The organism is Occallatibacter riparius (assembly GCF_025264625.1).
Taxonomy (GTDB): Bacteria; Acidobacteriota; Terriglobia; order Terriglobales; family Acidobacteriaceae; genus Telmatobacter; species Telmatobacter riparius.
In genome coordinates, this window is the sequence record NZ_CP093313.1 from 4,947,175 (window position 1) to 4,961,233 (window position 14,059).

Here is a 14,059-nt window from a genome sequence, read left to right on the forward strand (position 1 = left end):
TGACTTTAGCTCCCATTGGAACCCCATCATGGACACTACAATCCTCTTAGTAGATGACGATACCGAACTGTGCGAGTCCCTGACCCGCTTGCTCGCAATGGATCAGATCGCGGTGTCATCGGCGAACAGCGTCTCTGAAGGCAAGGCTGAAATCTCGTCAAAGCGATACGATCTGATCGTTCTGGATGTCATGCTGCCGGATGGTGATGGCCGCAAGATGCTGCAGAAGATTAGGGAAGAGTCTGATATTCCGGTCATTATGCTCACAGCGCGTGGTGACGCCGGCGATCGAATCGCGGGTCTTGAGAGCGGGGCGGACGACTATATTCCGAAGCCTTTTGTGGCGGCGGAACTAGTCGCGCGCATTCGTGCAGTGTTGCGTCGCCGTGTTGGAGGAAGGGGCAGCACATTGTTGACCGGGGATCTCAAGATAGAAATCTCCACTCGGCGTGTTCTCCGCGATGAGGAGGAGATTGCCTTAACCTCGGCCGAATTCGACATTCTAGTCGCTCTTGTTCGCCGCAGCGGCGAATGTGTCACTCGAGAAGAACTTATCCAGCATGTACTCGGAAGACCTGTGGGCCTCTTCGACCGGTCCATCGACAACCACATCAGTAGCCTGCGCCGGAAACTGGGATCCCAAGCGGGGGGCAACGAACGGATTCGCAGCATCCGTAGTCTGGGATATTGTTATACGGGACATCTGCGTGCGTAGCCTCTTCGTGCGCGTGTTTCTGACTTTCTGCCTGGCGTCGGCACTGACTGTAGTCAGTCTCGCTGTCATCACCGGCGTTACAAGTGCCCGTCCCCTTTCGCATCGATGGCTCATGCATTCGCTTGATCTCTATACGAAAACCGCAGTCGACCTCTACGAAGATGGGGGGCCAAGAAGGCTAGGAGAGTTTCTGTCCGATATTCAGGAGGATTCGCAGATCACGGCGACACTTCTAAAAGGGGATTCGAACCTCACTGGAACACCCGTACCAAGTGATGCGGTGGATCTGCTCGCCGAGGCAAGGATCGCAAAGCAATCTCAGTTCGCCTTTAAGCGCCCGTGGCTCGGTGTGGTCCGCGAGGTGCGAGGAAACAACGAATACTTCTTTGTGGCGCAGGTGAAGCGTGTCAGGATGTTTGGGACCTTTATCGACCCGGATACGACCGCCTTTCGAGTAGGAATTGCCTTGTTGATTTGTTCTTCGCTTTGTGGTCTGTTGGCTCGAAGTATTACGAAGCCAATTCGCAGTCTCCAAAAGACAGCAATGGCTATCGCGCATGGCGACCTGACGGCCCGCGTGTCTCCGGTCCTTGAAGGTCGCAAGGACGAGTTAGCCCTGTTGGGAAAAGACTTTGATCGGATGGCTCAACAGGTACAAACACTACTCGATCAGCAGAAGCTGCTTCTTCGCGACATCTCGCACGAACTTCGCTCGCCATTATCCCGCCTGAGCGTATCTGCGGAGCTTGTACAGCGGGGAGACCTGGGAGCGGCAGCACGCATGCAGGCCGACATCAAGACGCTCGAAAACATGATCGCCGACCTGCTGACACTTGCGCGCATCGACGCTACCGAGAAAAATTCGCGGCGCGAGAGCGTCCACATGGGCCGGCTGGTACAGCAGATTGTTAAGGACGCGTCATTCGAAGGAATCGCAGCAAACAAAACAGTTGTGCAGACAGGATTGTTCGATCGCTTCGTGCTTGCCGATACGACTCTGGTTCATAGCTGTATTGAGAATGTCGTTCGCAACGCCCTGAGACATACACGCCCCGGTGGCCTTGTCGAGGTGAACATTGCAGAATCAAACGAATTTGGAATCGCTGCAGTTGCCATCACCACAACAGATGAGGGAACGGGAGTTCCAGACGATTCGCTGGAACAGATCTTCGAGCCGTTTTTCAGGGTTGCGTCTCCCGACTCTCACAAACAAGGTGGTGCGGGGCTCGGACTGTCCATTAGCAAGAGAATTGCCAATCTCTATGGTGGTGGCATCTCGGCAATCAATATTGATGGCGGAGGTTTGCAGGTCAAGATCACGTTTCCGGTCTGTGTACCAAGCCAAGGGTGAAAATCGCGATGCGAGTGTGTCGTCGCTCAGGAGTTATTGGTAAGGGCAGATTCCAGCGTTGCACGGCCAGTGCTCGTCACCGTGACGAGGGTTGTACGCCCATGTCAAGTGAGCCGCAATGAGCTTTCGCAGCGTCACACGGCTCAACTGGCGAGACAGACGGCTTTATCCCATTCCGTCACTGACGCAAGTTCCCGTTGACGCATTCCGCTTTTGCGAAGGCCGCCAGACGTGCATGCACACAAAGCCCGAATCGGAGAGTCCGGCGGCCTGCGGCCATCAGGAATGACGTGCCGAGTGTCGCCCCAGGCAGTTGCGCTATTCATCTGCAGAATGGAACATCGGCCCTTGAACTTCTCCCATAACGTTGTTTCGGTTGTCGCTGGATGACGAGGTTCGCAGGTTCACTGCATCGGGGCTCGTGTACACGACAAGTGGTCTGCGGTCTCCCAGTTCGCCGTGGATGTTCGGCTAATCTGCCATTCGACTGTGAACGAGTCTTTCCCCGTAATGGAATATACAAACCGGTTGATGACATAGGTGGCTTTGGCATCGGAAGAGATTGGTGAGGTCATGACGAGGACCCCGTTTTGCCAGCCCATCTCACTCGAATAGACGGCGGTTCCGAAGCTGTTTGCGTCGAACTCCACCAGCTGCTTTTGGTTTGGATCATAGCCGATAAGGTACTTCGCAACGTAGCCGGATACCGGTTCAGTATCTCGTTCCGTCAACTCCAGCCATTTCCCATCGAGAACTGCCGAGCCGGTATAAATGGATCGATGAATTTTCTTGTTGCGGAAAGCCCCCTCGCAACCCCAAGTTCCGGCGAAGTCAAATCCGTTTGTCGGCAGAGCTGCGAGCCTCTTTGAATCCTGTGCGGATAGAGATATCGCACACAACGCAGTACAGAAAACCAATAGAGAGCGATAGATCAAGCAGGTCATTGGATCCCTCCGTCGCGTTATCTCAGAACTCGTTCAACGCGCGCGGGTAAGACGCCGACATTGAACCCGCCCGGCCCACTGCGTGCTAGTTGTCCCGGAGAAGCAAAGCTGGTTGCGCACGCATGGCTCGCCGTGCCGGTACGGCGGCCGCTGTAATCCCGATCATAATCATCGATGCAATAGTGCCGATCAAGACCATCGGATCGTAAACGGTGGCTTGGTAAACAATCCTGGACAATAGAGCGCTCGTGGCGACTCCGAGACCCAATCCGGCCAGCGATCCGCCCACCAGGAGCAGTACGGTACGCCCCAGCGCCGAGCGCAGCACCTGAAGTCTATCGGCACCCAGAGCCACACGTATGCCTAGCTCGCGCAGTCTACGGGCAACGGCATAGCTAGCCATGCCAAATATGCCGGTCGCAGCGAGCACTCCAGCAAGCAGGCCCATCATACCCAGTAACGCAGTCGCAACGCGAGCTGGAAAGCGGGCCAGGTCAAGATTGTCAGCCCAGCTCTCGATCTTAATCGGAACGTTGGGCGTTGTCTGAGCAAGGACACCAGCGAGTTCCTTCCTTAATTCAGCAGGGTTGCGCGTAGAACGAACGACCAGGTATGCCGTGTTGTCGTTCACTTGAGCAAGTGGCCGGTACATGGCGGGTTTAGGATCTTCGGTGATCGAGTTGTACTTTCCATTTCCGACCACGCCAATGATTTCGTAGGATTGCTTTCCCGCGGTTTCGAAGTGTCTTCCCACCGCCAGTTCGTTGTCAAAAAGGATTTTGGCTAAGGTTTGATTGATCAACGCGACGCGAGGAGTGTCATGGGTGTCCGCCGAGGTGAAGTTGCGACCGGCGAGCAGCGCCATGCGGGCAGCCGGAAGATAACCGGGCGAGACTGTGAAGAACGAAGCCTGGGCAATGCTGTTCGAATCCCTGAAGTCAGACGTGCCTTGCCGGAAAACAGAGGTCGTACTGCCTCCTCCTTGGAGAGGAAGCGAATTTATAGTGCCTGCGGCCGTGACTCCAGGGATCCGCTCTGTCTGTTCGACCAATCTCTGCTCGATTGGAAATGCGTCGGAGTCGTGATAACCCGCCATCCATAAACTTACCTGCGCAAGTTCGACACTGTCCGGATCGAAACCTAACTGTGTGTGGAGAGAGCGCTGAAGACCTCGTAATCCAACGAAGGCGCTGGTAACGAGGAGAGCGCAAATTGTGACTTGGAGGCCAAGCAGCACATCTCGGATGCTCAGCCGGCGAAACGCAGGCTCGATCGGGCCTCGCATTGCGTGTCTTGCGTCTGCGTCCATGATCTCGCGTGCTGTGAGCAGGGGAGGTAGCACGCTGGCGAGCACTGCAAGCGCGAATGCCGTGGCGATGATCCGTCCATCGAGAGCCACAATAACATGAATAGGATATTCAGGGATGGGATGCCAGTTGCTGATCAAACGCATTAACACAGCTGACGTTGCAGCTCCGAGAACACAGCCGAGAAAGGACAACAGGACTGATTCTGCAAGTAGCTGACGGACAAGATGCCATCGGCTGCAGCCAATGGCAACGCGAACTGAAAGTTCACGGGCGCGATCTGAGGTGCGAGCGGCGAAGATGCTGGCGAGGTTCACGCAAGCCGCGGCTAGTACGAGTAGAGCAAAAAAGAAGACGCCCAACAGAAAATTGCGAGCGGGCTTTCCGAGGGCGTCACCCAACAGGCCGGGAACTACGAGACGCACCCCCAAGCGATCATCCGTCTGCGGGTAAATCCCGGAGAGCTGAACGGCGACAGAATTGAGGTCTGCAGTACCTTGCTGCTCTGACACTCCGGATTTGAGGCGCCCGAGCACAAACAGTGTATGGCTATAGCGTTGGTCGAGGAAGCTGAGACCAGTCAGTTCGGGCGCATCAACTATAGGCGCCCAGAAGTCGGGCCAGAGAAACAGCTCTGTTCCGTGGAAAGCAGGAGGCGCGACTCCAATCACCGTATATGGATGCTGGTTGATTTCGACGGCGCTGCCGAGGATGTGAGGATCGGCCGCGAAGCGTGCGCGCCAGAAGGCGTCACTGAGGACAATATAGGGTGCTGAGTTCGGCCCCCGATCGTCACGCGCATGGAAGAACCGCCCGAGCGCCGGCTGAACTCCTAGAAGATCGAAATAGTTGCAGCTAACTTCGTAGTACCAACTGCGTGTGGGGGAGTCGCCGTCCTTAGACACACCGGCTCTATCGAACCGAAACGCGAGCAAGTCGGTGAAGGCGGAATTGCGATTTCGAAAGTCCAGAAAATCAGGGTACGACTGCGTGATGAGACCAGGTATCCGCTGCTCGACTTCGAATAAACGGTCGGATTGAGGAAGGTTGATTGGATGGAGAATGCCCGCGTTGAGCAAACCGAAGACCACCAGGTTGACAGCAATCGAGATGCCCAGTGTAAATGTCGCGGTCAGCGTAAAGCCGGGGGACTTCCGTAACCTGCGCGCGGCAATTCGCAGGTCATTCCAAAAGCTGTTTTTCATCTTCTACTCCGTGTGGAAACAATTACCAGCATTGACAGAGCATCAGCGCCGATTTGGACATCGAGCATTCATCGAAAAGCGATGGGCCCTACATGACAGGGTAAGCAAATGGAGACGCTGGAATGTAAAGATTTGTTGCCAAGCGGTCCTTTCGCCTCGTCATCGTGAACAGTTCAATGTACTGAGAAGTTTGAAGCTTACTCAAGGAACTGCTAAACCGGGCCGGAGCAGATCAGTTGATTCTCCAAGGCTAAGGACCACGCTCCAGTGATGTGATGGGGTCGAAGTTCCTTACTTTGCATTTCATACGAGGTTCTATGTTACGTCACAACTGTCTATTGGTGTCCTTTTACGCGGATGCCGTATGAGGTATGGATGTGGCATTGGATCTGGGAGAGCGATTGCTTTCTCGTACTGATTGTCTGGGGACGCACACGCATGTCGACGCTTCGTACCCTAAGGATGTTTCCGAAAGGCTTCGTTGAAAGCCCTTCACTCGCCGGTGTTCGAGCCCTTCATGACCGGTCTCGCAGCAGGGTGCGCAACTATCATCGCTTATCATCTGGAGTTGCAAGTCCCAAGCGAGGATTCGCCTGACGACGCTCTCTTGAATCTGTGGTGAACCTGAGCGACGATCGATGATGTCCAGCCTGTTCCACCTCCTGCTCGTCGGGTGCGCGTTTTGCGCCTCGAGATGGAAGCCTTTGACAAGTGAGACTCGCGATTAGGATTGCGCGAAGCGTCATCTCCATAGTGTCCTTGGAGGATTTCGAGCCGTCCATGTCGCGTCAGATAGCAACGCGCCTCGATGTGGCATCGTGCTGCTCTGCCTCCCCGCATCGAAACACTCTAGTTATCCGATCCCCCCTCCGCCCATGCGGCCGTGTTGGTTGGACGCCGACCTGATCTAGTCCCTTCACACTCCTCGAAAAGACTTTAATCCAGTTCGGCACTCCGCAAGGACAGTTGGTCAAAAACATATGTCAGCATCTTCTGTTGTGCTCTAGGCTTGCAGTGTAGCCGGAGAGCTGGACACATGGAATGAGGCTAAGGAAGGTGATGACTCACTCTGCGTTCTGGCCCCTATCTAAGCGACACGTGAGAGATAGACCGATGAAAAGTGGAGTATGGTTTTATGGCTTGGGGACTGTCCTGACGGGCGTTCTGGATATTGCCTGGGGTGCGCTCGATACCTCCCATCAGCCCTTCCTATTCCTGGGCAAGAATTCTCTGGGTCAACACATACTGGCCTATGTCGTAGGACTCTGGCTGGTTGCAGCGGGTACCGCAGTGTTGCTTCGGCGCAGCGCGAAACGTGGCGCCGTGGCCTCGGCGAGCGCTTACTTGATTTTTGTGGTCATGTGGCTGCTTAAGTGTTACGCCGGAATTCACGCACTGGGCTGGCGGTTCAACGTCTTGGCAGGTAGCTCTTTCGGGGTCGCTCAGCAGGTAATGTTGATCGCTCCGGCAGCAATCGTTTACCTATCCGCCGCCTCGACAGATTCATCGTTGCAAACGAGAGTGACAATCGCGGCGCGTTGGATGTTGGGCTTGCCTCCTATCGTCTTCGGCGTACTCCATCTCATCGGCATCCAGGTCTTTGCGCCCATCGTCCCGCATTGGATCCCGTTCGCATATTTTTGGGCGGCAATAACCGGAATAGCCTTCATGCTGTCGGGAATTGCCATTTGCTCCGGGATTAGAGACATTCTGGCCGCCAGACTCCTTGCGCTGATGCTCCTGCTGTTTGAGGGTCTTGTAGAAATTCCTCCTATTTTTGCCCGTCTGCACAATCAGGCGACGTGGGGTGCCGCCGTCTATAACCTGTCTGCGATTGGGGCGTGTTTGATATTCGCTGAGATCCTCGCAAGCCGCGTAGATCGACGACAACTTGGATCCGCCGAGAATCTTAATGTGCTTCGTTCCGATTCAGTGATCGCGTGACGTAGTCAAGCCCTCTATCGAATCGAACGATCTTTCCGGGTTGAAGTGGCGATCCACCCATTGCCCCAAGTAACTTTGTTGGAGCTGGTGGGCCAACTTTTGAGCGCTGACTGATAGAACCAGCACTGCCGTAGCGAAGTTGGGTCGAGGAGTTGATCAATATGCCAAACAAAGCAAGAGTAATGGTTCAAGAGTGCCAACCCGGGATAACTCTCTTGTCGATTGGGCTCATTGCAATGGGCGCGCTGTCGGTGATCTATCGGGATTTTGCCTACACCTGGCAGCCTGTCCCGGCATTTCATCCCGGGCGAGGTGTGCTCGCGATAGCCAGCGGTCTCTTCATGATCGGGTCAGGCGTCGCGTTGTTCTTTCGCGCCACACTAGCCGTCGCTGTCCGGGCTCTCTTTGCTCTTCTTCTGGCTTGGATGTGTCTCCCGATTCCTTACTTAATTGCAATGCCCCAAAGGGAAGGTCGCTGGTTAGGAACCGGGGAAATTGCCATGTTGCTTGCCGGAGGATGGGTCCTGTTCGCGCGCTTGTCCGGCTTGCAGAAGGCAAGATTCTTCTCGTACATCACCGGGGCAAAGGGTGTTCGCATCTCTCAGATCATCTTCGGGCTGGCCGTGCTTCCAGTCGGACTCTCGCATATCTTTTACACCCAGATCACGGCCTCTCTCGTGCCAGCGTGGCTGCCTTTCCGAACGGGCCTTGCGTATCTGACAGGGGTTGGGCAGATGGCCTGCGGCCTCGCAATTCTGTTTTCCATCTGGCCGCGAATGGCAGCCTTGATCGAAACGGGCATGCTGGGTCTGTTTGCCTTCCTGGTTTGGGGACCCGACACCTGGTTCGCCACAACGCCTAAGATGGCTGGAGCGCCAGCAGGAGCGCGGTTTCCTCTTACCGCGTTCCTCATTACGTGGGTGATTGGGGCTTCGGCTTTGCTGGTCGCCGGAAATGGCGCCGGCAAGGCCGGCGAGTCGCTCAATCTTGAGCACGACAGCGGCGCAGAAGCTGATCTCGCAGGATCACCGATCAAAGCATCACGCTGACAATAGCGCGCTCTCCGTGAGGCACGCCTGCCAGTTACAGCTGTTTTTCGACGTGGCACTCCTCAACCGCACCACGGCGAGCACGCCAAAGTGAGAACTGCCTGTATGCCTCTCTAAAGACACTTGGCACATTCCCCATGCCGTGCCGATCTCATCTGCGGCCATACCGGGGCTCTTCAGAACGGGCGGACATATGTTTTTGACGAACTGTCTTGCTGGGATGCCGCACTGGATTCAGACCCTGGCGAGCGCGATCTTCCATGGTTCCAGACCATTTCGTCAAAAGATCGCTGAGAGAAGAGGCACATCATGGCAGAATGAACCGGTAATGTCTCCTCAGATGTCTCGACGGATTCGATCAATCCTGTGGGTCTGGTTCGGCTGGACGATCACTGGGCTTTTCTACATCGTGCAGGACACGGTACCGCGCCTCTACCGAGGCGGCGCCGTGCCATGGAAGTATGTGTTCGTTGGCTGGATGACGGGAATGTATGTGTGCGCCGGGCTCACGCCGGCGCTCCTATGGCTCAGCAATCGATGGCCCATCGAGCGCCGGGTCCTATACGCTGGGTGGCACCTTTGCTTCAGCGTCATTTTCTCCATCCTTGCCTCCACGCTTGAAGTTCCGTTTTTGCTGCTGCTCGGCGTCTTTCCCGTTCACGGGCCTCCTCCATCGCTCGTGGCGGGAATCCGAATCTTCCTTGGCTTCGGCCTGCAGGGTGGCATCATTCGCTATTGGGCGGTCATTGCGCTTCACACAGTGTATCGTTCGCAAAAGAACGCCAAGAGACGCGAGCGGGAGGCATATGAACTGAAGGTGCATGCGTCCGAACTTGCCCAGCAGCTTGCAACCGCACAGTTGAGTTCCCTGAAGATGCAGTTGCAACCGCATTTTCTATTCAATACGCTCGGCGCCATCATGGTGCTGATTCAGCAGCAGAAGACTGCGCAGGCCGAAGCCATGGTTGAGAAACTCGGGGATCTCCTCCGCCTCACGCTTGAGGATGTGGAGGCCCAGGAAGTCCCGCTCTGGCGCGAGCTCGAGTTCCTGCGATTGTACCTTTCGATCGAGCAGGTCCGCTTCGCGGATCGGCTGCATGTGGAGATTGCACCGTCTACGACGCTCTCTGACGTCTTAGTGCCACACATGGTCCTTCAGCCAATCGTTGAAAACGCGGTTCGCCATGGCCTTGGCCAAAGCGAAGAGCCGGTAACAATCAAGGTGTTGGCGACCAGCTCGAATGAGACTCTGCGTCTCATCGTGTCCGATGATGGACCGGGGCTACTTTCCTCTCGTCCTGGCCGCTTAGGAATCGGATTGACGAATACGAGGAACCGGCTGTCACGTCTCTATGGCGAAAGTGCGCATCTCTCCATCGAGCCTGCTTCTGGCCGAGGTGTCCGGGTTGCGATCGTACTCCCAATGCGAACAGTACCATCCGAGGCTGCACTGACAGAGGACTCCCGATGCGATTGACCGCGCTCGTTGTAGATGACGAACCTCTTGCGCGCCAAGGGCTCAAACTGTTGCTCGGCCGTTATCCCCAAGTCGAGTCAGTATCCGACGCGCGCAATGGACGCGAAGCCATCACTCTCATTCGCGAGAAGAAGTTCGATCTCCTGCTTCTCGATGTGCAGATGCCTCGGACCGATGGCTTTGCGGTGGTCCATGCCATTGGAGCAGAGCGCATGCCGCCGGTCATCTTCGTGACCGCGCACGATCAGTATGCAATTCGGGCATTCGAAATTGCGGCTATCGACTACCTCCTTAAACCAGTAACCGAGGAAAGATTTGATCTCGCATTCCAGCGAGCCCTTGGGAGGTTGCGAGGTGCGCCGCACGAGGATGCCACGAAACAAGTGCTGACGATGCTCCATGCCATCGCGAATCCGCCTCGTCAGCTCGAGCGATTCGCCGTGCGATCCGGTGAAAACACGATTTTCGTACCCGTTGATGAGGTAGATTGGATCGAAGCCTTCCAGAACTACGTCAGGCTGCACGTCGGTGTGACAACATACCTCCTCCACGTCCCAATGAACACCATCGAGGGTGTGCTCGATTCCAGCCGCTTCCTGCGTATTCATCGATCGCACATCGTAAACCTTCAGCGCATTGCGCAATTGTGGTCGATCGCGCACGGCCAATATGCCGTCGAACTCAAGTCGGGACAACGGTTGCAATCGGGCCGCACTTACAGTGAGCGCATCCGCGGAACGCTCACGAACCCGTTCTGATTGGCTCACTGCGGCGATACCGTTAGAGCCGACTTCAAGAGGATTGTCAACTATAAAATTAAGAATTGCGGAATCCACCCACAGCTAGGTCAAGGCCTGTCGTAGAAGCGGAAGAACAAACTCGGTGATAAGGCCTACCGAGACTGGCCATGGGATCCGTTGAAAAAACTGGGGTGAGCTCCCTTCCTAAGTCACAAAGCAGGAAGGGCGCGACCTGGCGTGTTTACGCGGAGGCATCGGCGTGGTAGAGTCTTAGCGCTTGTGTCAAACTTTGATTCGCTCCTTTCGGTCAGCGTTTAGAAAGACCATTCGAGGAGGTCCCCCGTGTCAAATGTGTCTGCGATCGACGACAGCTCGAACCTCGTCACAGTGCTTCTGAACGGAGATGCCGGAGACATACTCGCCGGCGGAAACGGTCAGGGCGGTCGCCTCAGCCTCTATCCCAAAAAAGCCAACGCCACCATTCCCGATACAGCGATCATTGACCTTCGCAGCGGCGACGGCCATGCGCGCATTGGCGGCGGCTACTACCAAGCCTCCGGACAGGTCTCAGGACCTCCCGTGATTGGCGTGGACGGCACCCTCAGTGTCCAGAACAAATATGGCAACGGCACGGTGGTTGCCGACGGCACGAACGGATCACTGTTGCTCGGCGACAGTACGGACAAGGGCGCTCCCATCCGCCTGGACCCAGGCAGCGGACTGGTGCGCGTGGGAGGCGGAAGCGCCCCTCCGCCGGGCGGCGGCGTGGGACAGCTTCCGCAGGGCACCAACGGAGTCGTGTCCGTGCAGGACGCGGCCCGGAATGAGGTGATCCGCTTGGGGGCGGCCTCGGCGTACATGATGGCGGGAGGCAATGGTCACGACGGCGACCTGGCGCTGTTTGCGAAGACGACGGGAAGTGGGGCTGCGGTCACGGATACGACCGACCCCAGTAAAGCCACTATTCATCTTGGCGCCCACGCCGCAACCATGCGCGCGGGAGGCAACGGACAGGATGGCGACGTGCTGCTGTTCCCACGCACTGCGTCGAGCACCGACGTCGCAAATAACGCTAATCCTACGATTCACATGGACGGCCAGAAGGGAAATATCACGATAGCCGGAGACGTGATATTGACCGGAGCGGTGATGTCGAGCGGAGGCGATTGCGCCGAAGAGTTCGGAATTGACGAAACCCACCCTGTCGAACCGGGTACCGTGATGGTCATTGGAGACGAAGGAACTCTGCGGGCCAGCGATCGGGCCTATGACAAACGGGTTGCCGGCGTGATTGCGGGCGCCGGCGACTATCGCCCCGGCATCGTGCTCGACCGCATTGCCTCCGAGCGAAACAGGCAGCCGGTGGCGTTGTTCGGAAAGGTGTACTGCAAGGTGGATGCGGGGTCCTCCCCGATTGAGGTGGGCGATTTGTTGACGACCTCAGAGACGCCCGGTTGCGCGATGAAGGCGTTGGATCCGGCTCGGAGTTTTGGAGCCGTGATCGGCAAGGCGCTGCGGCCCGTGAAAGAAGGCGGGGCGCTGATTCCCATTCTCGTGTCTCTCCAGTGACTGTCTATCCACCTTGGCTTTGATGGTGGTGGGCGCACGCCGTGCCTCTCAATCGCAAAGCCGGGTGAGGAGATGCCATGATGAAGCAATCACCTCTGGATATGGCCAGCAGATTGAAACTGACGAGCCTCCGCGCGATCGCCACGGAGGTCGCTCATCTCAATCACATCCCGGTTCCCTCGTCGTTTACGTTGACCGAACTGATGAAGTTGTTCAGCAACGTGGCGGGGCCGAAGGCGCCCATCATCACGGAGATTTACAACTGGGGAAGAGTGGATTGGAAAGACGCGAGTGCGGGAACGTTTCGCTTCGCCACTCTCTATCACCCCAACTTCGAGATGTACCTCGACGGCAACTGGGAGCGGGGCTGGGATGGTTGGACTTCCGACACGGCCTGGTTGAGCCAGGGGGAACTCTCCTACGACACCGATTGGAGGGTGTCTGTCGTGGCCTGGAACGAGTGGGGGCACAGCGACAAGCGATGGAGCGACTCGTTCAATCGAGGCGATGACCCCAGCAAACCTCCTCCGTCGCCCGATCCCGGCCCGGGCCCGCAAGAACAGCACCCCAGCGGGATTGAGTTTTACAACTGCGACAACACGCCGATGAGCGACACGGGGCATCTGCCGGTCCTCTTCCACCTGCGGAATGTGACCACGAATGGAGCCTGGCAATACTGGAATGTCGATGCGGGGTACGACGACAACCTCGAATGCGGCGCGAGAAGCATGCTGCAACCCTTCACGGTTCCCGGGCTTACGGCGGGCAATACGTACGAATGGGTAGTCACGAAGCCGGATGATCCTGAATGTTCGGACAGCAGCACCGATCCTACCGATCCAAGCCACTGTCCTGTTTTTGGGCCGGGAACTGTAACGATCGGCAGCGACAACGTGCTCGTTATCCAATATCCGCCGGTTTAGGGCTTGGCCGGGCGGCGCTGCGCCGCGTCCTCTCAGTGCAGATATGCGGAGTGCTCCTGCGCCAGCTTAGGCATCGCGAGATGCACAGGGGCGAATATGAACATCGAAGGCGTGCTTTCCGGGCTTAAAGGGCTGAGGTCAAGTCTCGCCGATTCCAAACCTATTAATGGCGCGATTCTGCTCATCAGGACACTGGAACACGAATACATCACCACGCGCGGACTCCGGTGCACCGATCGGAACCCTGCGGAAGTGGACCCCTATTGGATAAAGCGCGATGCGTTTCAATTGTCCCCTCTTGAGGAAAATTGACCTTTTAGAGAGCCTCAACGCATTCGAGCTCGTTGTTCCTGACATTCACGACCAAACAAGCCTATTGAGCGCTTCCTCAGCCGGTTGACGAGTAACGGGCTAGCCTGACAGATGCGTCTTGTTGTCCGCTATCGAAATTAGGGCCTTCACGCTCATTGGCAGCGGCACGGTCGTAGTCTCGGCACCTTTGAGGCCCGTTCGTTACCCGGCTCCTATTCCGGTCGGGAGACAGTCGTGCCTCCTCAACTCATCAGCGGCCTCGAAGTGGAACCCTCTTTTTCCGACACGTCCTGGGTCGCAAACGACACGAATTCCGACGGGAGATCGGGAAGGAAAAGGGCAGTTTCGAGTCTCTTTTCGACGTGGGGGCAACAATGGGGGCAACTATTCCAAGAAGCAATTTTTAGGCATCTTAGAATCAGCAATATAGGTCTTCATTTTGGTAGTCGTTAACGCTACCAAAGATTCTTCGCTAAAGCCCGCTCATCCAGCGGGCTTTTCGATCGCTCGGAAATCGAGTTAG

11 protein-coding genes are annotated in these 14,059 nt (G+C 56.4%); 9 read left to right on the forward strand and 2 right to left on the reverse strand.

Going from position 1 to position 14,059, the window contains the following annotated elements; translation table 11 throughout:
* The first annotated feature begins 28 nt into the window (after positions 1 to 28).
* Positions 29 to 715 (forward strand): response regulator transcription factor, encoded by a 687-nt coding sequence (locus MOP44_RS20080; protein ID WP_260792116.1) that lies wholly within the window; start codon positions 29 to 31, stop codon positions 713 to 715.
* 13 nt (positions 716 to 728) lie between these two features.
* Positions 729 to 2,066: a sensor histidine kinase gene (locus MOP44_RS20085; protein WP_260792118.1), complete on the forward strand. Its 1,338-nt coding sequence runs from the start codon at positions 729 to 731 to the stop codon at positions 2,064 to 2,066.
* 404 nt (positions 2,067 to 2,470) lie between these two features.
* Here the strand turns inward: MOP44_RS20085 and MOP44_RS20090 are convergent, their stop codons facing one another.
* Together MOP44_RS20090 and MOP44_RS20095 are read right to left on the reverse strand one after the other, a co-directional pair.
* Positions 2,471 to 3,010, reverse strand: coding sequence for a hypothetical protein (locus MOP44_RS20090; protein ID WP_260792119.1), 540 nt, complete (start codon positions 3,008 to 3,010; stop codon positions 2,471 to 2,473).
* Between the two features lie 85 nt (positions 3,011 to 3,095).
* Positions 3,096 to 5,522 carry an ABC transporter permease gene (locus MOP44_RS20095; RefSeq protein WP_260792121.1) on the reverse strand — a complete coding sequence of 809 codons (2,427 nt, stop codon included), beginning with the start codon at positions 5,520 to 5,522 and terminating at the stop codon, positions 3,096 to 3,098.
* Positions 5,523 to 6,635: 1,113 nt separating this feature from the next.
* Between MOP44_RS20095 and MOP44_RS20100 the strand changes: the two genes are divergently transcribed.
* The 7 genes from MOP44_RS20100 (at position 6,636) to MOP44_RS20130 (ending at position 13,536) form a co-directional block, all read left to right on the forward strand.
* Positions 6,636 to 7,466 (forward strand): DoxX family protein, encoded by an 831-nt coding sequence (locus MOP44_RS20100; protein ID WP_260792123.1) that lies wholly within the window; start codon positions 6,636 to 6,638, stop codon positions 7,464 to 7,466.
* A gap of 500 nt (positions 7,467 to 7,966) precedes the next feature.
* Entirely contained in the window at positions 7,967 to 8,515 is a 549-nt protein-coding gene (locus MOP44_RS20105; RefSeq protein ID WP_260792125.1) for a DoxX family protein, read from the forward strand.
* Between the two features lie 340 nt (positions 8,516 to 8,855).
* A complete protein-coding gene (locus MOP44_RS20110; RefSeq protein ID WP_260792127.1) occupies positions 8,856 to 9,992 on the forward strand; it encodes a sensor histidine kinase in 1,137 nt (378 codons plus the stop codon).
* Positions 9,983 to 10,750, forward strand: a complete 768-nt coding sequence (locus MOP44_RS20115; RefSeq protein WP_260792129.1) for a LytR/AlgR family response regulator transcription factor — start codon at positions 9,983 to 9,985, stop codon at positions 10,748 to 10,750. The genes MOP44_RS20110 and MOP44_RS20115 overlap by 10 nt, the downstream gene beginning before the upstream one ends.
* A 324-nt stretch (positions 10,751 to 11,074) precedes the next feature.
* Complete coding sequence (locus tag MOP44_RS20120; RefSeq protein ID WP_260792132.1) at positions 11,075 to 12,301, forward strand: hypothetical protein; 1,227 nt, start codon at positions 11,075 to 11,077, stop codon at positions 12,299 to 12,301.
* Positions 12,302 to 12,378: 77 nt separating this feature from the next.
* Positions 12,379 to 13,224 carry a hypothetical protein gene (locus MOP44_RS20125; RefSeq protein WP_260792134.1) on the forward strand — a complete coding sequence of 282 codons (846 nt, stop codon included), beginning with the start codon at positions 12,379 to 12,381 and terminating at the stop codon, positions 13,222 to 13,224.
* Between the two features lie 96 nt (positions 13,225 to 13,320).
* On the forward strand, positions 13,321 to 13,536 hold the full coding sequence (locus tag MOP44_RS20130) for a hypothetical protein (RefSeq protein ID WP_260792136.1): 216 nt from the start codon (positions 13,321 to 13,323) through the stop codon (positions 13,534 to 13,536).
* The last annotated feature ends 523 nt before the right edge of the window (positions 13,537 to 14,059 follow it).